Genomic DNA, 21,495 nt, shown 5'->3' on the forward strand with positions numbered 1-21,495 from the left:
ATGATGCTCTATAATTCGCATCTTGATGCACAATAGTGGGATGCGAACCACGGTCAGTCTCGCCGACGACGTTGCCGCTGCCGTGCAGCGCTTGCGGAAGGAACGCTCGATCGGGCTGAGCGAAGCCGTCAACGAGTTGATCCGTGCCGGGCTCACGAAACGACAGGTCGCAAATCGGTTCCAGCAGCAGACGTACGACATGGGCGAGGGAATCGACTACTCCAACATCGGCGACGCGATCGAAACACTGGACGGCCCGGCAAGCGGCTAATGCTCATTGACGCAAACCTCCTGCTCTATGCCGTCGACGAGCGTGCCGCGCGGCACCGCGCCGCGGTTGGCTGGCTTTCGGAACAACTCAACGGCTCCCGTCGGGTCGGCTTGCCGTGGCAGAGCCTGGCCGCCTTCCTGCGGATCGGGACTCATCCACGTGCGTTCCCGCGACCACTCACACCTGCCGCGGCATTCGACATCGTCGACCTAAAACGCCGGCCAGGGAATGGGACGATGCCCATTCGGCCCGGGCATCACCGGTTGGTCCAGCAGCGATTGCGCGCGTCGGCGCAGCGCGCCGATTTCGGCTGCGGCGATTCGCCCGGCCAACGCCTCGGCAAGCGGGCCGCCAAGAGCATCGGCGAGCCCGGCAACCGCCTGCAGAATTTGGTCGTCAATCGGCTTGCCGGCCCAACCCCACAGCACGGTGCGCAGCTTGTTCTCGACGTGCAGACACAATCCATGGTCGACCCCGTAGACCTGGCCGTCGATGCCGCACAGGATGTGACCGCCCTTGCGGTCGGCGTTGTTGATAAGCACGTCGAACACCGCCATCCGGCGCAACCGGATGTCGTCCGCGTGCATCAAAACGACCTCGTCACCGGCGTAGTCGTAGGCCCGCAGCACCGGCAGATAGCCCGGCCGCGGCCGGTGGGCGGGAAACAGGTCGACCAGGTCGGGCCCGGGCAGAGGGTCGGAGTCGACCGCGTCGCCGGGTTGCTGCACCCAGAGCTGTAGCATGCCTATGCCCGCCGGACCGTCTCGGATGATGGTGTGCGGCACCAGGTTCCAGCCCAACTGTGTCGACACCAGATAGGCGCTGAGTTCGCGGCCGGCCAGCGTTCCGTCGGGGAAATCCCACAACGGCCGCTCGCCCGAGACCGGCTTGTAGACGCAATGCAGGCTGCGCAGACCCAGCGTGGACTCACACAAAAAGGTGGCGTTGCTCGCCGAGCGGATCCGCCCGAGGACTGTCAGCTCGCCGTCGGCCAACACCGCATGCTCGTCATCCCGCAGGGTCATCGCCAGACCCGAGCAGCACATCGCGCCGGTAACCGTTGGTGCGCGCACAGATGTGTCCCTCGGGATCCAGCGGTTCATCGCAGAGCGGGCACGGCGGGCGTCCCGCAGAGATGACGCGGTAGGACCGAGTAGCGAACTGTCGGGCGGACTCCGGCGTCAGAAATACCCGCACCGCGTCGGGCCCTTCCTCGGTGTCGTCGAGCACCACGGAAGCGTCGAACTCCGCGTCGGTGACGGCCAGCAGTTCGACCACCACGCTCTGCGCCTCCGAATCCCAGCCCAGCCCCATCGTCCCGACCCGAAACTCGGCATCCACCGGCATGATCAGGGGGCTGAGGTCGTCGATCTCAGTGGGTTCCGGGGGCACCGGGGTGCCGAACCGGCGGTTAACCTCGAACAGCAGCGCTCCGATGCGCTCGGCGAGCACCGCAACCTGCTGCTTCTCCAGGACCACCGACACCACCCGGGAGTCGTGCACCGCCTGTAGGTAGAACGTGCGGTTTCCGGGCTGGCCAACAGTCCCGGCGACGAAACGGTCGGGTGTGCGGAATACGTGAATTGCGCGGGCCATGGCACCTCCAAAATACCGCGCAGACGCCGTTGCCGCGTTCTTCGTCGACGGTCACCCCACACGCTAGTCGGTGGAACCGCCGATCACCGCGTCGCCGGGTGGCACCGCCGCGTTCGGCTCCGGTGACGCACCCTGGGCGGAAGCCGCGGCCTGCAAAGCCGGGGCCAGCCGGGCGCCGGTGTGGTTGACGTGCAGCACGAACGGGCGCAGCTGGGTGTAGCGGACGACACTCACCGAACCCGGGTCGGCGGTGATTCGCTGAAAGCTGTCCAGATGCATACCGAACGCGTCTGCGATCACCGCCTTGATGACATCGCCATGGGTGCAGGCCAGCCACAGCACGTCGTGGCCGTGCTGATCGGCCAGCCGCCGGTCGTGTTCGCGGACGGCTGCCACAGCGCGAGTCTGCACCTGCGCCAAACCCTCACCGCCGGGAAACACCGCCGCGCTGGGGTGGGCCTGGACTACCCGCCACAACGGCTCGTCGACCAGGTCACCGATTTTTCTGCCAGTCCATTCGCCGTAGTCGACTTCGGAGAACCGGTCATCGATGAGCGGCTCCAGGCACAGCGCCTCGGCCAGCGGTTCGACGGTGCGTTGACACCGCAGCATTGGAGAAGACGCGACCGCCCGGATCGGCAGGTCACCAATTCGATCGATCAACCCGGTGGCCTGCTCGCGCCCCTTCTCGTCGAGGTCGACGCCGGACCGGCCGGCCAGCACGCCCGCGGTGTTCGAGGTGGAACGGGCATGGCGTAGCAAGATGACGGTCATGTCGCGGCTACCGTCCCGGTAGCCAGCAGCACGAGCATGCCCGTCCCGACGAGCACCCGGTAGCCGACGAACCAGTACATGTTGTGTCGCACCAGAAACCGCAGCAGCCAGGCCACCGCGGTCAGACCGAGGACGAACGCGATCAGGGTGGCCACCAGCAACTGCGGGCCAGTAGCGCTCATGCCCTCGGTTACCGGGTGGAATGCGTCGGGCAACGAGAACAACCCGGAGGCGAACACCGCTGGAATGGCCAGCAGGAATCCGAATCGGGCGGCCAGTTCACGGTCGAGTCCGAGAAACAGTCCAGCGCTGATGGTCGACCCGGACCTGGATACCCCGGGGACCAGCGCCAGGGTTTGGGCAATACCAACCACCACGGCATCCCGCCAGGTCAACCGCTCAATGTGACGACTCTGGCGCCCCACGTATTCGGCGAGTGCGATCACCCCGGAAAACACCACCAGCGCGGTCACCACGACCCACAGGTTGCGGACGCCCGACCGGATGTCGTCTTTGAAGAACAGGCCCAGAATGCAGATCGGGATTGTGCCGATGATGACATACCAGCCCAGCCGATAATCGGTGTTTCGATGTGCCTTCACGACCAGGCCGTGCAACCAAGCGCTCAGGATGCGCACAATATCGCGCGCAAAGTAGATCACTACGGCGGCCTCGGTGCCCAACTGGCTCACGGCGGTGAACGAGGCACCGGCGTCGCCGCTGAAGAAGATCCGCGACACGATCGCCAGATGTCCCGAGGACGACACCGGCAGGAACTCGGTCAAACCCTGGGCCGCGGCCAACACGATGACTTGCCACCAAGACATCGCCGGAGCCGCGGTCACGACGACGACGGTACCCGGTTACCGGCGGCCGGTAGACGGATGCGCCTAACGCGACACCGGCGCCGCGGATGCCACCGAGTCGCGCACGGCCGCAGCAAGGCTGCGTTCGTCGGTCAGGTCAATGTCGACCAGGCCACGGACCGCCATCGCGACCACATCCTCAGCCTGCGGCACCGGACCGGCCACGCGCGGTCGATAGATTTCGACGACGAGCGAGCGATGCTCGATGTGGAAGGAGAAACTGCGTCCATCGCCGACTTGCCCATACCCGCTGGCGAAAATTCCCGTCGATATATCTTCAACAGCAAACTCTTCGCGCTTGTCTGCGAGATGCCGGTCAGCGGTGACGGTCATGCCCAGAGAATACCTCTGGAGTACCATTTCCCGTGGGCGACATGACGAGATTGAAAGCAACTTGCCAGATTCGGATTCGTGAGAGGTTGACTTCATGTTTCGCATCCGAAGGCTGACCGTTGCTAACAGGGAATAAACCAGCAGTTCAACGCCGCTTCATCGGCCTGTTGATGTTGTCAGTCCTGGTCGCAGGCTGTTCTTCGAACCCGCTGGCTAACTTCGCACCCGGGTATCCGCCCACCATCGAACCCGCCCAACCGGCGGTGTCACCGCCTACTTCGCAAGACCCGGCCGGTGCAGTGCGACCACTGAGCGGCCACCCCCGGGCGGCACTATTCGACAACGGCACCCGCCAATTGGTGGCTCTGCGCCCGGGCGCCGATTCGGCGGCACCCGCCAGCATCATGGTCTTCGATGACGTGCACGTTGCACCGCGCGTCATTTTTCTGCCGGGCCCGGCAGCCGCGTTGACCAGCGACGACCACGGCACGGCCTTCCTTGCCGCCCGCGGCGGCTACTTCGTGGCCGACCTGTCCTCCGGTCACACCGGACGAGTGAATGTCGCTGACGCAGCGCACACCGATTTCACCGCGATCGCCCGCCGCTCCGACGGCAAGCTGGTGCTGGGCAGCGCAGATGGCGCCGTCTACACGCTTGCCAAGAACCCCGCAGTTGACCCGGCGTCCGGCGCCGCCACCGTAGCCAGCCGGACCAAGATCTTCGCGCGCGTGGATGCCCTTGTAACACAAGGGAATACAACCGTTGTTCTGGATCGTGGCCAGACCTCGGTGACCACGATCGGCGCCGACGGTCATGCCCAGCAGGCACTGCGCGCCGGCCAAGGTGCGACGACCATGGCCGCCGATCCGCTGGGCCGGGTGCTGATCGCCGACACCCGTGGTGGCCAACTACTGGTGTACGGCGTCGACCCGCTGATCTTGCGCCAGGCCTACCCGGTGCGGCAGGCTCCGTACGGGCTGGCCGGATCCCGCGAATTGGCGTGGGTGTCCCAAACCGCGTCCAACACCGTCATTGGTTACGATCTGACCACCGGAATACCCGTAGAGAAGGTGCGTTACCCAACCGTGCAACAACCCAACTCGTTGGCCTTCGACGAAACGTCGGACACCTTGTACGTGGTGTCGGGATCCGGTGCCGGGGTCCAGGTCATCGAACACGCGGCGGGCACCCGATGAGCAGCCGACCCGCGGCGCGGCGGACCTGGTTGCCTACCGGCTGGGATTCCGAGATGTCCGACGAGTACGAGTGGGCGCCATTGCGCCTACCGCCAGAAGTGACCAGGGTCAGCGCGTCCACCCGGCTGTCCATCGAGGCCGAATACCGCGGCTGGGAGCTAGCACGGGTACGCCTCTATACCGACGGCAGCAGGCGGGTATTGTTGCGCCGCAAGAAATCTCGCTGGGCAGACGCAGAGGCGAACCGCCGGCCAGACCAGCCGCAGCTGTGGCTCTGAAGGCCGGGGCCAGCCCGCGCGCAGACCGCTATCGGATGTATCCCCTGGTGCGTCGGCTGTTGTTCCTGATCCCACCCGAGCACGCGCACAAGTTGGTTTTCGCCGTGCTGCGCGGCGTGGCCGCCGTGGCGCCAGTGCGCCGGCTCTTGCGCCGACTGCTGGGCCCGACGGATCCGGTGCTGGCCAGCACGGTGTTCGGGGTGCGCTTCCCGGCACCGCTCGGGCTGGCCGCGGGGTTCGACAAGGACGGCACCGCACTATCCAGTTGGGGTGCGATGGGGTTCGGCTACGCCGAGATCGGCACCGTCACCGCTCATCCGCAGCCCGGCAACCCGGCCCCCCGCCTGTTCCGGCTGGCCGACGACCGCGCCCTGCTGAACCGGATGGGGTTCAACAATCACGGTGCCCGGGCACTGGCGATCCGACTCGCGCGGCACCGACCCGAGATCCCGATCGGGGTGAATATCGGCAAGACCAAGAAAACGCCGGCCGGCGACGCGGTCAACGACTACCGGGCCAGCGCCCGGATGGTCGGCCCGCTGGCGTCGTATCTGGTGGTCAACGTCAGCTCTCCGAACACACCGGGGTTACGCGATCTGCAGGCGGTCGAATCGCTGCGGCCCATCCTGTCTGCCGTCCGCGCCGAGACTTCGACGCCGGTGCTGGTGAAGATCGCGCCGGACTTGTCCGATTCCGACCTCGACGACATCGCGGACCTGGCCGTCGAGCTAGACCTGGCCGGCATCGTGGCAACCAACACCACGGTGTCACGCGACGGCCTGACCACACCGGGGGTCGACCGGTTGGGTCCCGGCGGCATCTCGGGGCCACCGCTGGCTCAGCGCGCGGTCCAGGTGCTGCGTCGGCTCTATGACCGGGTCGGTGATCGATTGGCGCTGATCAGCGTGGGCGGGATCGAGACGGCCGACGACGCGTGGGAGCGCATCACAGCGGGCGCATCGCTGCTACAGGGCTATACCGGCTTCATCTACGGCGGGGAACGGTGGGCCAAGGACATCCATGAAGGCATTGCCCGCAGGCTGCATGACGGCGGGTTCGGCTCGCTGCACGAAGCGGTCGGCTCGGCAAGACGTCGGCAACCCAGCTAAAGCGCTAACGCTGCTCGTAGGTGCCGAAGATGACCGCTCGTGCAATCGCGTGCTGGAACAGGTTGAATCCCAGATATGCAGGACTCGCGTCCTTGGGGAGGTCGAGCTTTTCGACCTTCACCGCGTGTACCGCGACGTAGTAGCGATGCACCCCATGACCGGGAGGCGGCGCCGCACCCACATACCGGCGCATACCGGCGTCGTTGACCAATGTCAGTGCCCCGCCCGGCAGTTCGCAGCCATCGCCGACACCCTCGGGCAACTCGGTGACGTTGGCAGGCAGGTTGGCCACCGCCCAGTGCCAGAACCCGGACAGGGTGGGGGCATCAGGGTCGTAGACGGTTACCGCGAAGCTGCGGGTCTCGCTGGGAAATCCCGACCACCTCAGCTGCGGACTGGCATCCGCCCCGCCCGCACCCATGATCCCGCTGACCTGGGGTGTAGCCAGCGGCTGCCCATCGGTGATCGAGGTTGACGTCAGGCTGAAGGACGGCAGCTTGGGCAGCGCGGCATACGGGTCGGGTGAAGTTGTCATGGTCAGTCCTCTCGTGTGATCGACGTTGCGACTAGCCTCGTTTTCGACTAGCAGTGTGTCAGCAAGTGCGTTAGCACCTCGGTGCCGAACCGCAACCCATCGATGGGTACCCGCTCGTCGACGCCGTGGAACAACGAGGTGAAATCCAAGTCCGGCGGCAAGCGCAGCGGGCTGAAGCCAAAGCACCGAATACCCAAGCGCGCGAACGCCTTCGCGTCCGTTCCACCGGACAGCATGTACGGCACCGTGCGACCGTCTGGGTCGACCGCCAACACCGCGGCGTTCATGGCGGCGACCAGATCACCGTCGAAGGTGGTCTCATATGATGGCAGATCGCTGACCCACTCCCGGGTCACGTCGGGTCCGATCAGCGCGTCGACTTCGGCCTCGAACGCCGCCCGGCGACCCGGAAGCACGCGGCAGTCCACAACTGCCTCCGCGGTCGCCGGGACGACGTTGGCCTTGTATCCGGCCTTGAGCATCGTAGGGTTCGCGGTGTCATGTAGCACTGCCTTCAACATGCGGGCCATCGGGCCAAGCTTGTCGATCGTCCCGGCCAGGTCCGGCGAGTCAAGGTCGAAGGCCAGTCCGGTCTCCTCTCCGACTACGGCCAAGAACTGGGCGACGGTGTCAGTGCAGACCAGCGGAAACTGGTGGCGCCCTAGGCGAGCGACCGCCTCACAAACGGCGGTGACCGCGTTCTGGTCGTGCACCATCGAGCCGTGCCCAGCCCGGCCGCGTGCCGTCAGCCGCATCCACTGGATGCCCTTCTCGGCGGTTTCAATCAGGTACAGGCGACGTTCGCCACCATCGTGCCGGGGCACGGTTAGCGAGAAACCGCCGACTTCACCGATTGCCTCGGTGATGCCGTCGAACAGATCGGGCCTATTGTCGACCAGCCAGTGCGACCCGTACTTGCCGCCGTGCTCCTCGTCGGCAACGAACGCGAACACCAGATCCCGTGGCGGCACGATAGCGGCCTGACGAAGGTGGCGGGCAACCACAATCATCATGCCCACCATGTCCTTCATGTCGACCGCGCCACGACCCCAGACGTAGCCGTCTTCGATGGCGCCGGAAAACGGGTGCACACTCCATTCGGCCGGTTCAGCCGGCACCACATCGAGATGCCCGTGGATCAGCAGCGCGCCGCGAGAACTATCGGCGCCCGCCAGCCGGGCGAACACGTTGCCGCGGCCGGGCGCACCGGATTCAACGTATTCAGGTTGGTAGCCGACTTCGGCGAGCTGCTCGGCGACCCAGCGTGCGCACTCGGCCTCACCCTTGGTGGTCCCGGGTTCGCCACTGTTGGTGGTATCGAACCGGATTAGCCTGCTGACGACCTGGGCGACATCATCGCTATGGTCGCTTGAAGCCCCGGTCTCATCTGTCACAGTCACCTTTCCTACCACTCGTAACCCTGGCGAGCCGATCGCCCCTGGCGCGCCGGGCCCGCGTCGTCGCCGAGCTGGATTTGCTTACGTGGGCTGATTGCCTGGCTCCTCCTCACCCCGTTACCCGGGGCGCATCGTCGCCGAGCTAGGTTGGGCCGGTGCGGGGCAATCCGATAGCCTTAGCTGCCAGCCCCGGTGGTTGGTTGGTCCGAGTGGCGGAATGGCAGACGCGCTAGCTTGAGGTGCTAGTGCCCTACTAATGGGCGTGGGGGTTCAAGTCCCCCCTCGGACACAACTTCTTAGCTCTATAGATCAAAACCAAGCCTTGACCTCGTCAAGGACTAACGTTATGAGTTTGCTCATACCAACGATGGTCATCTCGTTGATGTCCTAATACCTAAGAACTCACCGATCACTCGAAGGTGCGGCCAGAGATCTCAGCCTCGACCGCGTTCGGGTTCTCCATTCCGTGCCGAACAGCCAGTATGTCGATAGCCTCGTCGGTCGTCCGATAGGCAACGTAGTACCTGAAGGGCCGGAGGTAGATGTGTCGATAGTGCTTGAATAACGGCGCAAACGCGTTCGGAGCCTGCGGAATCCGCTTCGTCACGGCATCGACAAACAAGTTGTAAAGCCGATCGATCTGATCTGGCGCCGCGTCCGCGTAGTAGGAAAACGCCTCGAATAGGTCGTCTTCAACCCCGTTATGGACGCGCAGCCTGCGCGTCATCCGAGCCGGGCGCGGATCCGCTTGTCGAAGTCATCAATGGTGGACCAATGAGCATCGTCGGTGTCATTGGCCCGCGCTTCGATGAGCGCCTGGTTGGCCTCGCTGATATGCATGCCCTCGGCTAGGTTTCCGTTGATGTGCTCGACGAGCTCAATCTGCTCATCACGCGACAGTGCGTCGACGCTCGCCAGCAATGCCCGGTTGACCACCACTCAACGATACCCAAGGCAGCCAACGCCGGCAGCGCAGCATTCGGAGGCCAGGCTGAACTTCAAGCTGGCAGGTGTCATCCGCTCAGTTGAAAGACCTCAACCCGGGTCGCAGGTGGCCAAGTCCCCCCTCGGACACCACATGTGACGGGTCGAAGACGAGGCACGCCGCGGACGACTTCGAGGGTAAGCAGCCGTATCCCGGGGAGGCCTGCCATGACCACTTCTGGGCCTATGGCAGCTAGCAAACGTCATGAATGGAAGCGCCACCATATGCCGGCGATCCGACGTTCGAGCGTTTGCGGCGCTCGTTTCAGCCAGCCGATCTACTGCCGGAACTGCAAGCGGCAGGAGTGCATTACACAATCGCTGTCGAGGCGGCGGACGATCCGGCCGAGAATGAGTCTCTGTTGGCCACTGCGCGCCACCATGATTGGATAGCGCGCGTGATCGGTTGGGTCCCACTCGCCGATCCGGATGAGGTTACCGGGAGCTCGACGCACGGGCGGCACCGCCCGGACGCCTCCTGGCGACGAGATCTGCGGTGCCCCGGCCTGCTGCCGCCCGGGTGCCACCAGCCAGTCTTGGTCGTAGGCTTGGTAGGTCAGCAGCCGGAAATGCGACCGATGAATCCACCAAGTGGTTTTCTCCGGCGGACGCCGACCCGCAGGTTTCGCGACCGCCGCGATGCTGGTCGCGTATTGGCCGACGAACTTGCGTCCTATCGCGGCAGGGACCGGTTGCTCGTCCTCGGCCTTGCCCGCGGTGGCGTCCCCGTCGGCTGGGAAGTCGCGTCGGCGCTAGGCGCCGAATTGGATGTATTTCTGGTTCGCAAGCTCGGCGTGCCGCAGTGGCGCGAGCTGGCGATGGGCGCGTTGGCCAGTGGGGGCGGGGTCGTGATGAACGACGACGTGGTTTCCAGCTTGCGCATCACCGACCAGCAGGTGCGTGCGGCGATCGACAGCGAGACGGCAGAGCTGCAGCGGCGCGAGCTGGCGTATCGCGGCGGACGCCCTGTCGTCGATCCGCGCGCCAGGATCGTGATCCTGGTTGACGACGGCATCGCCACCGGCGCGAGCATGCTGGCGGCGGTGCGCACCATCCGTGCCACCGGACCGGAGTCGATCGTCGTCGCGGTCCCGGTCGGTCCGGCCACAGCCTGCCGCGAGCTCGCGGCGGAAGCCGACGACGTGGTGTGCGCAACCATGCCGGCAGCGTTTGAGGCCGTCGGCCAGGTCTATAACGACTTTCATCAGGTCACCGACGACGAGGTCCGCGAGCTGCTCGCGACGCCAACCACAGGCGCAGCGACCTAACGAGAGGATTCTCGTGAGGTGACTGGGATGGTCAGGATGCGTGGTCGAGGGTCTAGATCCGGAGCTGGGCGACAAACCACCCGATAACCTCCCACGACGCCCCTACCGAGGTCGGTGTCGCTGACGACCCTACTTGGCGCTGTCGTCGCTTCGGTCCGCCGATACCGCCGACTCCTCGGTCGCTTCGCTGGCCTCCTCCGATGGCTCCTCACTGCCGATGACACCGGCGTCGACGGCTTGGCTCTCCTCGGGGGCTTCCTCCGGGTAGTCGACGTCGGCTTCCTCCGCGACACCCGTTTCCCCAGCCCCATCAGCTTCGTCCGCGCCACCTTGCTGGCGTTCTCGCAACGCATCGACGATCAGCAACGCCACACCCAGCACGCTGGCCCCGATGCATACCCAGGCCACTAGCTGGTTGCTGGTGACCACCGCGAACACCAAGGCCAGGAGCCCAATCAGGGCCAAGACCAGCGCAATGATCAGCATCGGTCATCCTCCAACCGGCTAGCAGCGACTGCCCAACCTACCAGGATCTGGCTGCCGACCTCGAAAACTGGCGCGTGTCCGGCACGCCTGGTGGCTAGTTTTTGCCCCGGTTGAATTGATCGAAGCCACCGGCATCCGCATTGGAATCGACCGGCGCCGCCGATCCACGCTGGCCGAGTTCCTCCAGCTGCGATTCCAGGTAGGTCTTGAGCCTGGTGCGGTACTCACGTTCGAAGGTACGCAGCTGCTCGAGGCGGCCTTCAAGCACCGCGCGCTGCTGGTTGATGGTTCCCATGATCTCGGAGTGCTTGCGTTCCGCATCGGCCTGTAAGGCATCGGCCTTCTCCTGCGCCTGGCGCAACTGGGCCTCGGATCGGGATTGGGCATCGGCCAGCATGGCATCGGCACGCTGGCGGGCCTCGGCGACCGTGGCGTCGGCGGTGTGTCGGGCCTCACCGAGGATCTGCTCCGCATTGGCACGGGCATCGGCCAGCATCTTGTCCGACTCGGCTTTGGCGGTGTTTGTAAGCCGGTCGGCGGTGTCTTGGGCCAGACTCAGCACTCGCGCCGCCTTCAGGGCCTGTTCCTCGTTCATCCCCGCCGAGACCGCCGCCGGCGCCGGCTTGCCCGGTTCGGGCTCATACGCCGGGATTGCCTGGGTGGCCTGCGGCGTAACGCCGGCACCGCCGCCCGCGGCGAGCTCTTGATCCAGCTCGTTGATCCTCTGACGCAGATCGGAGTTCTCTTCGATCAGGCGGGTCAGCTCGTTTTCCACCAGGTCGAGGAAGGCGTCGACCTCATCTTCGTTGTACCCACGTTTGCCGATAGGCGGCTTACTGAACGCCACATTGTGGACGTCGGCAGGTGTAAGCGGCATTGTTTGTCCCCTCGAGTTCCTGGACGGTCAAACGATCTGGAAGTGTAGAACGGAGTGGTAGCCGTGGTGCAACTACCGTCCATCCTGTCACACCAGACTCGGCGGTTGCCGATTGGACTAAGTAAATAAGGACCAATTTCAAACTCTAAGACCAAATAAATCACAATCCTTAGATTTGAAATCGTGCGCGCCAAACTTGTCCCCAAATCGTGGCCGAACCGTCTCTCAATCCTCGTCATGCACCCGGCCGTGTGACCGCGCCGCGGCTCAGGCCGCAGCACCAAACGCCAGTTGCATACCGATGAACGCAACCAGCAGCAGCACCATGATCGACAGGTCGAACCGGACCGCGCCGATCGTGAGTTGCGGGATCAGCCGGCGCAGCACCTTCACCGGCGGATCAGTGATCGACATGATGATCTCCAAGATCACCACGGTGACACCGGTGGGACGCCAGTCACGGCTGAACGAGCGGATGAACTCAACGACGACCCGAGCGATCAGCAGCAGCCAGAAGATGAACAGCGCGAACCCAAGGATCTGAAAAAACACCACCAACGAGAGCCCCGACCTTACTGAGGAGGATGAAGAAATGTTGCGTCGCCACCGATGCGGGCGGCAACGCCAGCCTACCGACTCGGGTGGCGTGCCCACATCTCATGGCGGGCCACGCCCCGCCCAGCGTGGATGCCCAATGGGTCTACAGGCGACCGTCGCGTCTATTGGTAGGCGTAGAACCCGGTTTCGGCGATCCTGCGGCGCTCCTCGGGGGACACATCGACGTCTGCAGGCGAGAGCAGGAACACCTTGGTCGCGACCTTGTCGAACGAGCCGCGCAGCGCGAAGGCCAGGCCGGCCGCGAAATCGACCAGCCGCTTGGCATCGGCGTTGTCCATCGACACCAGATCCATGATGACCGGGCTGCCGTCGCGGAACCGCTCACCGATGGTGCGAGCCTCGCTGTAGTCCTTGGGCCGCAGCGTGGTGATCTTCGAGAGCGGATGGCCATCCTCGAACATCATCGCCATCCGGCGGGGGTCCATCGCTAGCGCGCCGCGGGTGGAGTTGCGCAGCCACGATCCGAAGCGCGGCCGTGTCATCTCCGCGCGGTCGAACTCCCGGGGCCGGAAACGTGGTTCGTCCGCGTACCCGCCGCGATATCCCGGTGGTGGATAGTCGGCCGGCTCACCGCGCAGGTCACCGCGTGAATCGCTGCGCGCGTCGTCGTAGTCGCGCCCATCGTAGCGGCCGTAGTCGTCGTCGAATCGGGGCCGCGCATACCCGCGCGAGGGAGCGCGGTCGTCGTAGTACTCGTCGTCGTAATCCTCCATGGGAGCCATACCGAAGTAGGCCTTGACCTTGTGCAGTGTGCTCATTGCGTGACCCCTTCTAGCCCTGGGAGATCTGTTGTCTGTGATGAAGGTGTGACTACAGTGACTATTCACGGTGACCGTAACCGCCGCGGACCCAATAGCGCGGTACCGACACGCACACAGGTCGAACCATGTTTGACGGCGACTTCAAGGTCGTTGGACATGCCCGCCGACAGACCGATCGCGTGCGGGAACATCGCACGCACCCGGTTGTGCTCCGATTGCAGCCGGTCAAAGGCCTCGTCCGGGTCCCAATCCAGCGGCGGAATGCCCATCAACCCGACCAGTTCGAGGCCCTCTGACTCCTGCACCTGCGCGCAAATCCGGTCTACGGCGCCGGGCGTCGTGCTGTCGACGCCGCCCCGGGATCCGTCACCGTCGAGGCTGACCTGGACGTAAACCCGCAGCCGCTCGCCACGACGGTGTTCGGCCAGCGCCGCAACAACCGCCCGATCCAGCGCGGTCACCAACCGCGAGCTGTCCACCGAGTGAGCGGTGTGCGCCCAGCGAGCCAGCGACCCGGCTTTGTTGCGTTGAATCCGGCCCACCATGTGCCAGTGCACACCCCCCGAGTGACCCAACTCGGCAGCCGCCAACAACCGATTAAGTTCGGCCATCTTGGCTGAAGCTTCCTGTTCGCGCGATTCGCCAACGGACCGACAACCCAATCGAAACAAAATCGCAACATCGGTTGCTGGAAAGAATTTGGTAATCGGTAGAAGTTCAATTTCGCCGACATTGCGACCCGCCGCCTCCGCGGCCGCCGCAAGTCGCGATCGCATTGCCGCCAACGCATGCGTCAATTCCGATTCGCGGTCTGGATACGCCGAAAGATCCGCCGCCATCGCGGTCATTCCATCCACACCAACGACGCGAACCGTCCGGTGGGCGCATCGCGGCGGTGGCTGAACAACGTCGGATCGGCCACCGTGCAGCGGGGATCGACGTCGATAGACTCAACACCCAAATCGCGGAGCTGGCAAGCGATTCCGGCGCGCAGGTCGACTCCGGGAGTGCCGGCAGCGGTGGTGGTGCGGCTGCCCGGCAACGCCGCCTCGACCTCATCGGCCATCGCTGCGGGCACTTCGTAGTTGCGACCACTGACCGCGGGACCCAACAGTGCCGAGATGTCGCGGACCTGGGCACCCAGGCTCAACATCACCTCCAGCGCGCGAACCACCACACCGCGCTGCGCGCCTGCCCGACCGGCATGAACCGCGGCGGCGATACCGGCCCGTGCGTCGGCCATCAGCACCGGCACGCAGTCGGCGGTCACAACCGCCAGCGCCAATCGGGGTGTAGCGGTCACCAATCCGTCGGTGTCATCGAGTGCCGTATTGCGCGGCTGGTCGACCAGCTCGACCCGATCCCCGTGCACCTGGTTCATCCACACCACTCGGTTGCCGGGCAGTCCGATGGCTGCGGCCAGCCGAGCGCGGTTTGCCGCCACCGCGGCCGGGTCGTCACCAACGTGGTCGCCGAGGTTGAAGGTGTCGAACGGTGGGGCCGACACACCACCTGCCCGGGTGGTGGTGACCCGACGGATGCGAACACTCACGTTCCCAGTATCGCCGCGGGCGATGTGCCGCGTACTGGCGAGCAAGCCGATGCTCTCAGCGGCGCATGAAGGGCGGCACGTCGACATCGTCGTCATCACCGCCGATGCTCAGGGTTGCGCCGTTGGTGTGCAACGGCACGCTGACGGCGTCGACCGGCTCGAACAAGGTCGAGGTGAGCTTGCCTGCCTTGGCTGACTCGATCCGGTGGGCGCCGCCGGTCTCGCCCATCACCGGCTTGCGGCCGGGACCGCTGACGTCGAAGCCGGCCGCGATCACGGTCACCCGCACCTCGTCACCGAGCGAATCGTCGATGACGGTGCCGAAGATGATGTTGGCATCGGGGTGAGCGGCGTCTTGTACCAACGAGGCCGCCTCGTTGATCTCGAACAAGCCCAAGTCGCTGCCGCCGGCGATCGACATCAGCACGCCTTGCGCGCCCTCCATCGAGGCTTCCAGCAACGGCGAGTTGATGGCGATCTCGGCCGCTTTGAGCGACCGGCCTTCGCCCCGGGCCGAGCCGATGCCCATCAGTGCGGTGCCGGCACCGGACATGATGCCCTTGACGTCGGCGAAGTCGACGTTGATTAGACCCGGGGTGGTAATCAGGTCGGTGATGCCCTGCACGCCGTTGAGCAGCACCTCGTCGGCGCTACGGAAAGCATCCATCAGCGATACCGCGGCATCTCCCATCTGCAGCAACCGGTCGTTGGGAATCACGATGAGGGTGTCGCAACTCTCCCGCAGCGCCGCGATGCCATTTTCGGCCTGATTGCTGCGTCGCTTGCCCTCGAACGAGAACGGCCGGGTGACCACACCGACGGTCAACGCGCCCAGCTTGCGGGCGATGCTGGCGACGACGGGTGCCCCCCCGGTGCCGGTTCCGCCCCCCTCGCCGGCGGTGACAAACACCATGTCGGCACCGCGCAGCAGCTCTTCGATCTCGTCCTTGGCGTCCTCGGCGGCCTTACGGCCGACCTCCGGATCGGCGCCGGCGCCCAGCCCGCGGGTGGAGTCGCGGCCGACGTCGAGTTTGACGTCGGCATCGCTCATCAACAACGCCTGGGCGTCGGTGTTGATCGCGATGAATTCCACGCCTTTGAGGCCCTGCTCGATCATTCGGTTGACGGCGTTGACACCGCCACCACCGATACCCACGACCTTGATGACGGCCAGGTAGTTGTGCGGGGGGGTCATCGTTCGGCTTCCTCCCTGGTGGGGCTCGGTTCTTCGGTGTGTCTGCTGGCAAACTCTCAACCTCAACCATAGGCTTAGAGTTATGTCAAGTAGTTGCTCGTAGTCAGAACCGTATGGCTACGACGGTTGCTAACCGTGCAGGCGCGCCGATACGCGGCGGGCATTTTTTCGGCTATTTCACGGTCGGCAGGTCGGGGCTGGACACGTCGTACGTTCTGCCTGGCTGGGTCAACAGCGCCGCCAGCTTTTCGGCCTTCTCTTCGCAGCGGTCGGTGGTTCCCCAGATCACCACGCGGCCATCGGCCAACGTCAGGGTGATCGAGGCCACCGACGGGGCCGCGATCCGCCCCACCTGGCTTGCAACTTCAGGATGCAGCGCGGTCAACACCTGCAGCGCCGCCTTGGTCGTCGGATCGCTAGGACCGGGATTGTCCACATCGAAATAAGGCAACGCCGGCGGTGGCGGATCGGTCGCGAAGTCGACGCCGTCGCGGTCAAAAAGGTGCGGGCCGTCCGAAAAATCCTTGACCACCACCGGGACCCGCTCGACGATGGTGATCCGCAAGGCCGACGGGTACTGCCGCTGCACCCGCGCACTGGCCACCCGCCGGATCGTGGCCACTCGGTCAGCAACCTGTTGGGTGTCGATCTGCAGCAACGGCGTTGCCGGCCGCACTCTGGCGGCGTCGAGAACCTCCTCGCGGCTCACCGCCCCGATCCCGATGATCACGATCTCGCGGGCCGACATCGCCGGCGTGAAGTACAGCGCGAGCCCAAGCCCGATCCCGACGACGGCCAGCACGACCGTCGCGAGCAGCGCCTTCAGCCCTCGAACAACACCTCGGGCGGCCGGTTTGGCGGGGTTCTGCTCACTGACGATCTGCCCGCGGGCTCGCCGTTTGGCCGCGCGGCGAGCCTGCTCGATCGCGGTAGCTCGAGCCTGCGCGGCGCGACGTTCGGCACGTTCGCGGCGGGCGCGCCGACGCGGCCCTTCGAATTCTGGGTGCTCGGCCGGTTCGTCCTTCGATTCGGTGGCCAACGGCTCCGTAACCGCCTCCTCGTCGGCGGCGTCGTCGGCCACGCGCTCGATCTGTGGGTCCTCGTTGTGTTCCGTCATCCCAGCACCCCCGGACGGCCGGGGGCGCTTCGGTTGGCCCGGACCCGAAGGGCGGTCAGGATTTCCGGGCCCAGCAAGGTCACGTCTCCGGCACCCATCGTGACGATGACGTCGCCCGGACTAGCGGCGGCGGCCACTTGCTGTGCGACCGCCGAAAAATCCGGGACGTAGCGCATCGGCACAGTGACGTGCTCAGCGACGCTGGCTCCGCTGACACCGGCCAGCGGTTGTTCACGAGCTCCGTAGACGTCGAGTACGAACACCTCGTCAGCGGCATTCAGCGCACGCCCAAACTCAGCAGCGAATGCCTTTGTCCGCGAATACAAATGGGGTTGAAACACAACCATGCAGCGGCCACCGTCGCCCTGTTCGAGCACCATGCGCGCCGCCGCCAGTGTCGCGCTGATCTCCGTCGGGTGGTGGGCGTAGTCATCGAACACGCGCACCGACGCCTTTCCGACGCCGCAGGTCCCAACCAGTTCGAATCGTCGCCGCACTCCTTCGAAGCCGGCCAGCCCGTCGAGCACCTCGTCGGCCGGGGCGCCGATCTGCACCGCGGCCAGCAGCGCTCCCAGCGCGTTGAGCGCCATGTGTCGCCCGGGCACCGACAGCCGCATCACGCGGGGACCCTGTGCTGTGGCTAGTTCTGAGGCCAACCGGATATGTGCGACCGCGCCGACCCCCTGTTGCTGCCACGAGACCAACGTGGCTGCCATGGTCTCACCCGGCACCGACCCGTATCGCAGCACTCGAATTCCCAGCTCAGTCGCGCGCTGAGCCAGCGCGGCCCCTCCGGGGTCGTCAGTGCACACCACCAGCGCACCCCCGGGGACAATGCGCTCCACGAAGGAGTCGAACACCGCAACATACGCCTCGACGCTGCCGTAGAAGTCCAGGTGATCGGACTCGATGTTGGTGATCACCGCGACGTGGGGTGTGTACTGCAACAGCGAGCCATCGCTTTCGTCGGCTTCGGCGACGAAACAGTCGCCACTGCCGTGATGGGCGTTGGTACCGGCCTCCCCCAGCTCACCGCCGACCGCAAAGGACGGGTCAAGCCCGCAGTGCTGCAGGGCGACGATCAGCATGGACGTCGTCGTTGTCTTGCCGTGCGTGCCGGTGACCATCAATGTGGTGCGCCCGGCCATCAACTTGGCCAGCACGGCCGGCCGCAGCACCACGGGAATGCCGCGGCGCCTCGCTTCGACGAGCTCGGGGTTGGTTTTGGGGATGGCGGCATGGGTAGTGACGACCGCCGTGGCGCCACCGGGCAACAGGTCCAGCGACGACGCGTCGTGTCCGATCCGGATCAACGCGCCCCGCGCCCGCAGCGCATGCACACCGCGCGACTCCTTGGCGTCTGACCCGGAGACCAGCCCGCCGCGGTCCAGCAGGATTCGGGCGATGCCCGACATGCCAGCTCCGCCGATGCCGACCATGTGCACCCGCCGCAGATCGGGCGGCAACTGCTCGGTGCTCACGTCGTTGTCCTGGCACCGGCCCCGGTGGCGACGGCCAGCGCGGCCCGGGCCACCTGGCCCGCGGCATCGCGATGTCCCACCCTGGCTGCGGCCGCGGTCATCGCGGCCAGCCGCGCGGGGTCGGTGAGCAGCCCGGCAACCTGGCGGGCCACCAACTCGGGGGTCAGGGCGGCGTCGGCGACCACCATGCCGCCGCCGGCATTGACTACCGGCAACGCATTCAGCCGCTGTTCACCGTTGCCGATCGGCAGCGGCACGTAGATGGCCGGCAGACCGACGGCGGATACTTCGGCGACCGTCATCGCCCCGGCCCGGCAGATCACCAGATCGGCGGCGGCGTAGGCCAGCTCCATCCGGTCCAAATAGGGCACCGCCACGTACGGTGGGTCACCTTGAGCCCGACGGCGCAACTCCAGCACGTTCTGGGGTCCATGGGCATGCAGCACGCAAACACCGGCGGCGGCCAGGTCGGCGGCGGCGCCGGACACCGCCCGGTTGAGCGAGACCGCGCCCTGCGAACCCCCGAACACCAGCAGCACCCGCGCGTCGTCGGGGAAGCCGAAGTGTGCCCGCGCCTCGGCTCGCAGCACCGCGCGGTCCAGCGCGGCGATCGACGCACGGACCGGGACCCCAACCACCTCGGCGCGCCGCAGCCCGGAATCCGGCACCGCGGAGAGCACCCGGTCCGCGGTATGGGCGCCGACCCGGTTGGCCAGTCCCGCCCTGGCGTTGGCTTCGTGGATCACCACCGGGATCCGGCGCCGGCGCCGGGGCGGCAAAGGCAGGCCGCGAGCGGCTAGGTAAGCCGGTAGCGCGACGTACCCACCGAAACCGACGACGACGTCGGCGTCGACATCGTCGAGCACGTCCCGGGCCTCCCGGACGGCGCGCCACACCCGCGACGGCAGCCGGGCCAGGTCGCCGCCGGGCTTGCGCGGCATCGGCACCGCCGTGATCAGCTCCAGGTGGTAGCCGCGCTGGGGCACCAGCCTGGTCTCTAGTCCACGGAGGGTGCCCAACGCGGTAATCCGGACGCGCGGATCCAACGCGACCAAGGCGTCGGCGACGGCCATGGCGGGCTCGACGTGCCCGGCGGTCCCGCCGCCGGCGAGAACGACCGACAAGGAATCAGCAGACGGCGAGGAACCACAAGACGGCGAGGCGGCATCGGCGGGCCGGGGCGCCGTTGCCCCGCGCCCGCCGACCGGCTGGCTGACCGTGTCCTTCACCCGTAACGCTGACCTTCCAATGCCCGAACGCGCCGTGTGCGACGCTGGCCCGCGTACCGCTGGCCAGCTCCATGATGCACTGATCGACGAACCGGCGGATCGGCCGTGCGGGGCGAGCCGGGTCGCGGGGGCAGGCCCATCTGCCGGGCAGGCTGTCCGGGCGCCGTGCGGGGGGTCTTCCGCGCGGGCTGCGTTTGGGCCGGTTGCGGGTTGGCGCGCTTGCGGTCACGAAACGCCTCGAGACGAGGGGGCAGATACGGCTCGGGCAGCGGCAGCCGCAGCAACCGGTTCACCTTGTCGTCGCGCCCAGCCCGCAGCGCGGCCACCGCCTCCGGTTCGTGGCGAGCCGCGTTGGCGATGATGCCTATCAGCGAAAGTGTTGCGGCCGTGGAGGTTCCACCGGCGGAGATGAGCGGCAGCTGCAGGCCGGTGACGGGCAGCAGCCCGATCACATAGCCGATGTTGATGAACGCCTGTCCCAGCACCCACAGTGTCGTGGTGGCGGTCAGCAGCCGCAGGAACGGGTCGGCGGACCGGCTAGCGATGCGCATGCCGGTGTAGGCGAACAATCCGAATAGCCCCAGCAGTCCGAGCGCGCCGACGAGACCCAGCTCTTCGCCGATGATGGCGAAAATGAAGTCGTTGTGGGCGTTGGGCAAGTAGTTCCACTTGGCCACGCCTTGGCCCAGACCGTCGCCGAAAATGCCACCTTGAGCCAGCGCGAACTTTGCCTGTCGGGCCTGGTAGCCGGAGTCTTGCGGATCGTTTTCGGGGTTGAGCCACGACCGCACCCGGTCGGATCGGTAGCCCGCGGACACCGCCAGGATGGCGGCCGAGACGACGACCGCCGCCAGTGAGCTGAGGAAGACGCGCAGCGGCAGCCCCGCATACCACAGCAGGCCCAACAAGATGATGCCCATCGACACGGTCTGTCCGAGGTCGGGCTGGGCCACGATCAGCGCCAGCGCAACGACGGCGGCCGGCACCAGTGGAATCAGCATCTCGCGCAGTGAAGCCCGTTCCATGCGCCGGGCGGCCAGCAGATGCGCTCCCCAGATGGCGAACGCCATCTTAGCCAGCTCAGAGGGCTGCATCGAGAAGCCCGCGACCACGAACCAGCCGCGCGAGCCGTTGGCCTCCTTGCCGATCCCCGGCACCAGCACCAGCACCAGCATCACGATGGTGATCGCGAAACCGGAGAAGGCGATGCGCCGCATGAACCGCACCGACATCCGCAGACAGACATAGCCGCCGATAAGACCCACAAGCGTCCACAAGACCTGCTTGCCGAAGATCACCCAAGCCGATCCGTCGTCGTCGTAGGACCGCACCGCCGATGCCGACAGCACCATGATCAGTCCAAGGGTGGTCAGCAATGCGGCAACGGCGATGATGAGGTGAAACGAGGTCATCGGACGGCCCAGCCAGGCACCGAAACGGGTGCGGGGCCTCGCCGAACCCGGGTTAGAGGCTTCTTCCGGGCCCGTCCGCTGCCCCTCGACCGGCTCGGCCCCTCGAGTCTGGGAGCCGTCGGTGTCGCTGGTGCCCCGACGCAGCAACCGGGTTAGCACG

Annotated in this window: 25 protein-coding genes and 1 tRNA gene; 6 read left to right on the top strand and 20 right to left on the bottom strand. The window is 66.0% G+C overall.

Annotation, left to right across the window (positions count from 1 at the left end; translation table 11 throughout):
- Positions 1-40: 40 nt before the first annotated feature.
- Positions 41-271: a ribbon-helix-helix protein, CopG family gene (locus FF952_RS11290; protein WP_003411099.1), complete on the top strand. Its 231-nt coding sequence runs from the start codon at positions 41-43 to the stop codon at positions 269-271.
- A gap of 209 nt (positions 272-480) precedes the next feature.
- Here the strand turns inward: FF952_RS11290 and FF952_RS11295 are convergent, their stop codons facing one another.
- The 5 genes from FF952_RS11295 to FF952_RS11315 form a co-directional block, all read right to left on the bottom strand.
- Positions 481-1,296: an SCO1664 family protein gene (locus FF952_RS11295; RefSeq protein WP_003900473.1), complete on the bottom strand. Its 816-nt coding sequence runs from the start codon at positions 1,294-1,296 to the stop codon at positions 481-483.
- Complete coding sequence (locus tag FF952_RS11300) at positions 1,280-1,867, bottom strand: DUF3090 domain-containing protein (protein WP_003411102.1); 588 nt, start codon at positions 1,865-1,867, stop codon at positions 1,280-1,282. Before FF952_RS11300 ends, FF952_RS11295 begins: the two co-directional genes overlap by 17 nt.
- A 63-nt stretch (positions 1,868-1,930) precedes the next feature.
- On the bottom strand, positions 1,931-2,641 hold the full coding sequence (locus FF952_RS11305; RefSeq protein WP_003411103.1) for a histidine phosphatase family protein: 711 nt from the start codon (positions 2,639-2,641) through the stop codon (positions 1,931-1,933).
- A complete protein-coding gene (locus FF952_RS11310; protein WP_003411105.1) occupies positions 2,638-3,468 on the bottom strand; it encodes an undecaprenyl-diphosphate phosphatase in 831 nt (276 codons plus the stop codon). The genes FF952_RS11305 and FF952_RS11310 overlap by 4 nt, the downstream gene beginning before the upstream one ends.
- Before the next feature lie 63 nt (positions 3,469-3,531).
- On the bottom strand, positions 3,532-3,840 hold the full coding sequence (locus tag FF952_RS11315) for a hypothetical protein (protein ID WP_003899184.1): 309 nt from the start codon (positions 3,838-3,840) through the stop codon (positions 3,532-3,534).
- A gap of 119 nt (positions 3,841-3,959) precedes the next feature.
- Here FF952_RS11315 and FF952_RS11320 point away from each other — a divergent pair, with 119 nt between their 5' ends.
- The 3 genes from FF952_RS11320 to FF952_RS11330 are packed head-to-tail and all read left to right on the top strand — an operon-like array spanning position 3,960 to position 6,423.
- Positions 3,960-5,036, top strand: a complete 1,077-nt coding sequence (locus FF952_RS11320; protein WP_003904789.1) for a YncE family protein — start codon at positions 3,960-3,962, stop codon at positions 5,034-5,036.
- Positions 5,033-5,314 carry a DUF5703 family protein gene (locus tag FF952_RS11325; RefSeq protein WP_003411112.1) on the top strand — a complete coding sequence of 94 codons (282 nt, stop codon included), beginning with the start codon at positions 5,033-5,035 and terminating at the stop codon, positions 5,312-5,314. The genes FF952_RS11320 and FF952_RS11325 overlap by 4 nt, the downstream gene beginning before the upstream one ends.
- 35 nt (positions 5,315-5,349) lie before the next feature.
- Positions 5,350-6,423: a quinone-dependent dihydroorotate dehydrogenase gene (locus FF952_RS11330; protein WP_003411116.1), complete on the top strand. Its 1,074-nt coding sequence runs from the start codon at positions 5,350-5,352 to the stop codon at positions 6,421-6,423.
- A gap of 4 nt (positions 6,424-6,427) precedes the next feature.
- On the opposite strand, the gene FF952_RS11335 is transcribed toward FF952_RS11330, so the two are convergent.
- Positions 6,428-6,958, bottom strand: a complete 531-nt coding sequence (locus tag FF952_RS11335) for a YbhB/YbcL family Raf kinase inhibitor-like protein (RefSeq protein ID WP_003904790.1) — start codon at positions 6,956-6,958, stop codon at positions 6,428-6,430.
- A 47-nt stretch (positions 6,959-7,005) separates the two neighbouring features.
- Complete coding sequence (locus FF952_RS11340; RefSeq protein WP_003411121.1) at positions 7,006-8,352, bottom strand: M20/M25/M40 family metallo-hydrolase; 1,347 nt, start codon at positions 8,350-8,352, stop codon at positions 7,006-7,008.
- Between the two features lie 206 nt (positions 8,353-8,558).
- Between FF952_RS11340 and FF952_RS11345 the strand changes: the two genes are divergently transcribed.
- Positions 8,559-8,644 (top strand) — tRNA-Leu (locus FF952_RS11345).
- Positions 8,645-8,764: 120 nt separating this feature from the next.
- Here FF952_RS11345 and FF952_RS11350 read toward each other — a convergent pair.
- Positions 8,765-9,082 carry a type II toxin-antitoxin system RelE/ParE family toxin gene (locus tag FF952_RS11350; protein WP_003411124.1) on the bottom strand — a complete coding sequence of 106 codons (318 nt, stop codon included), beginning with the start codon at positions 9,080-9,082 and terminating at the stop codon, positions 8,765-8,767.
- A complete protein-coding gene (locus FF952_RS11355) occupies positions 9,079-9,294 on the bottom strand; it encodes an antitoxin ParD2 (RefSeq protein ID WP_003411127.1) in 216 nt (71 codons plus the stop codon). Before FF952_RS11355 ends, FF952_RS11350 begins: the two co-directional genes overlap by 4 nt.
- 254 nt (positions 9,295-9,548) lie before the next feature.
- Between FF952_RS11355 and FF952_RS11360 the strand changes: the two genes are divergently transcribed.
- Positions 9,549-10,607, top strand: coding sequence for a phosphoribosyltransferase (locus FF952_RS11360; protein ID WP_003904791.1), 1,059 nt, complete (start codon positions 9,549-9,551; stop codon positions 10,605-10,607).
- Between the two features lie 129 nt (positions 10,608-10,736).
- On the opposite strand, the gene FF952_RS11365 is transcribed toward FF952_RS11360, so the two are convergent.
- The 11 genes from FF952_RS11365 to ftsW form a co-directional block, all read right to left on the bottom strand.
- Entirely contained in the window at positions 10,737-11,093 is a 357-nt protein-coding gene (locus tag FF952_RS11365; RefSeq protein WP_003411130.1) for a hypothetical protein, read from the bottom strand.
- A gap of 94 nt (positions 11,094-11,187) precedes the next feature.
- Entirely contained in the window at positions 11,188-11,970 is a 783-nt protein-coding gene (gene wag31, locus FF952_RS11370) for a DivIVA-like cell division protein Wag31 (RefSeq protein WP_003411131.1), read from the bottom strand.
- A 267-nt stretch (positions 11,971-12,237) separates the two neighbouring features.
- Positions 12,238-12,528: a YggT family protein gene (locus FF952_RS11375; protein WP_003900476.1), complete on the bottom strand. Its 291-nt coding sequence runs from the start codon at positions 12,526-12,528 to the stop codon at positions 12,238-12,240.
- A 161-nt stretch (positions 12,529-12,689) separates the two neighbouring features.
- Positions 12,690-13,346, bottom strand: a complete 657-nt coding sequence (sepF, locus tag FF952_RS11380; RefSeq protein ID WP_003411133.1) for a cell division protein SepF — start codon at positions 13,344-13,346, stop codon at positions 12,690-12,692.
- Positions 13,347-13,411: 65 nt separating this feature from the next.
- On the bottom strand, positions 13,412-14,188 hold the full coding sequence (locus FF952_RS11385) for a YggS family pyridoxal phosphate-dependent enzyme (protein ID WP_003411137.1): 777 nt from the start codon (positions 14,186-14,188) through the stop codon (positions 13,412-13,414).
- 5 nt (positions 14,189-14,193) lie between these two features.
- Entirely contained in the window at positions 14,194-14,901 is a 708-nt protein-coding gene (pgeF, locus tag FF952_RS11390; RefSeq protein WP_003911777.1) for a peptidoglycan editing factor PgeF, read from the bottom strand.
- A gap of 55 nt (positions 14,902-14,956) precedes the next feature.
- A complete protein-coding gene (ftsZ, locus tag FF952_RS11395; RefSeq protein ID WP_003411144.1) occupies positions 14,957-16,096 on the bottom strand; it encodes a cell division protein FtsZ in 1,140 nt (379 codons plus the stop codon).
- 172 nt (positions 16,097-16,268) lie between these two features.
- Positions 16,269-17,213: a cell division protein FtsQ gene (gene ftsQ / locus FF952_RS11400; protein ID WP_003411157.1), complete on the bottom strand. Its 945-nt coding sequence runs from the start codon at positions 17,211-17,213 to the stop codon at positions 16,269-16,271.
- The gene (gene murC / locus FF952_RS11405) at positions 17,210-18,694 is read right to left on the bottom strand and encodes a UDP-N-acetylmuramate--L-alanine ligase (RefSeq protein WP_003411159.1); all 1,485 of its coding nucleotides are present in this window, start codon (positions 18,692-18,694) and stop codon (positions 17,210-17,212) included. The genes ftsQ and murC overlap by 4 nt, the downstream gene beginning before the upstream one ends.
- On the bottom strand, positions 18,691-19,923 hold the full coding sequence (gene murG / locus FF952_RS11410; protein WP_031653888.1) for an undecaprenyldiphospho-muramoylpentapeptide beta-N-acetylglucosaminyltransferase: 1,233 nt from the start codon (positions 19,921-19,923) through the stop codon (positions 18,691-18,693). The genes murC and murG overlap by 4 nt, the downstream gene beginning before the upstream one ends.
- Positions 19,920-21,494 carry a putative lipid II flippase FtsW gene (ftsW, locus tag FF952_RS11415; RefSeq protein ID WP_003411165.1) on the bottom strand — a complete coding sequence of 525 codons (1,575 nt, stop codon included), beginning with the start codon at positions 21,492-21,494 and terminating at the stop codon, positions 19,920-19,922. Before ftsW ends, murG begins: the two co-directional genes overlap by 4 nt.
- Position 21,495: the final 1 nt, after the last annotated feature.

Source organism: Mycobacterium tuberculosis complex sp. N0072 (assembly GCF_030323725.1).
GTDB lineage: Bacteria > Actinomycetota > Actinomycetes > Mycobacteriales > Mycobacteriaceae > Mycobacterium > Mycobacterium tuberculosis.

Excerpts from the sequence above, each read along its gene's own strand:
- FF952_RS11350 (WP_003411124.1), bottom strand. The coding sequence starts at position 9,082 with ATGACGCGCAGGCTGCGCGTCCATAACGGGGTTGAAGACGACCTATTC.
- FF952_RS11290 (WP_003411099.1), top strand. The coding sequence starts at position 41 with ATGCGAACCACGGTCAGTCTCGCCGACGACGTTGCCGCTGCCGTGCAG.
- FF952_RS11325 (WP_003411112.1), top strand. The coding sequence starts at position 5,033 with ATGAGCAGCCGACCCGCGGCGCGGCGGACCTGGTTGCCTACCGGCTGG.
- FF952_RS11310 (WP_003411105.1), bottom strand. The coding sequence starts at position 3,468 with ATGTCTTGGTGGCAAGTCATCGTGTTGGCCGCGGCCCAGGGTTTGACC.
- FF952_RS11315 (WP_003899184.1), bottom strand. The coding sequence starts at position 3,840 with ATGACCGTCACCGCTGACCGGCATCTCGCAGACAAGCGCGAAGAGTTT.
- FF952_RS11300 (WP_003411102.1), bottom strand. The coding sequence starts at position 1,867 with ATGGCCCGCGCAATTCACGTATTCCGCACACCCGACCGTTTCGTCGCC.
- sepF (WP_003411133.1), bottom strand. The coding sequence starts at position 13,346 with ATGAGCACACTGCACAAGGTCAAGGCCTACTTCGGTATGGCTCCCATG.
- wag31 (WP_003411131.1), bottom strand. The coding sequence starts at position 11,970 with ATGCCGCTTACACCTGCCGACGTCCACAATGTGGCGTTCAGTAAGCCG.
- FF952_RS11330 (WP_003411116.1), top strand. The coding sequence starts at position 5,350 with ATGTATCCCCTGGTGCGTCGGCTGTTGTTCCTGATCCCACCCGAGCAC.
- ftsQ (WP_003411157.1), bottom strand. The coding sequence starts at position 17,213 with ATGACGGAACACAACGAGGACCCACAGATCGAGCGCGTGGCCGACGAC.
- FF952_RS11305 (WP_003411103.1), bottom strand. The coding sequence starts at position 2,641 with ATGACCGTCATCTTGCTACGCCATGCCCGTTCCACCTCGAACACCGCG.
- FF952_RS11360 (WP_003904791.1), top strand. The coding sequence starts at position 9,549 with ATGGAAGCGCCACCATATGCCGGCGATCCGACGTTCGAGCGTTTGCGG.
- FF952_RS11295 (WP_003900473.1), bottom strand. The coding sequence starts at position 1,296 with ATGACCCTGCGGGATGACGAGCATGCGGTGTTGGCCGACGGCGAGCTG.
- FF952_RS11335 (WP_003904790.1), bottom strand. The coding sequence starts at position 6,958 with ATGACAACTTCACCCGACCCGTATGCCGCGCTGCCCAAGCTGCCGTCC.
- ftsZ (WP_003411144.1), bottom strand. The coding sequence starts at position 16,096 with ATGACCCCCCCGCACAACTACCTGGCCGTCATCAAGGTCGTGGGTATC.
- FF952_RS11365 (WP_003411130.1), bottom strand. The coding sequence starts at position 11,093 with ATGCTGATCATTGCGCTGGTCTTGGCCCTGATTGGGCTCCTGGCCTTG.
- FF952_RS11385 (WP_003411137.1), bottom strand. The coding sequence starts at position 14,188 with ATGGCGGCGGATCTTTCGGCGTATCCAGACCGCGAATCGGAATTGACG.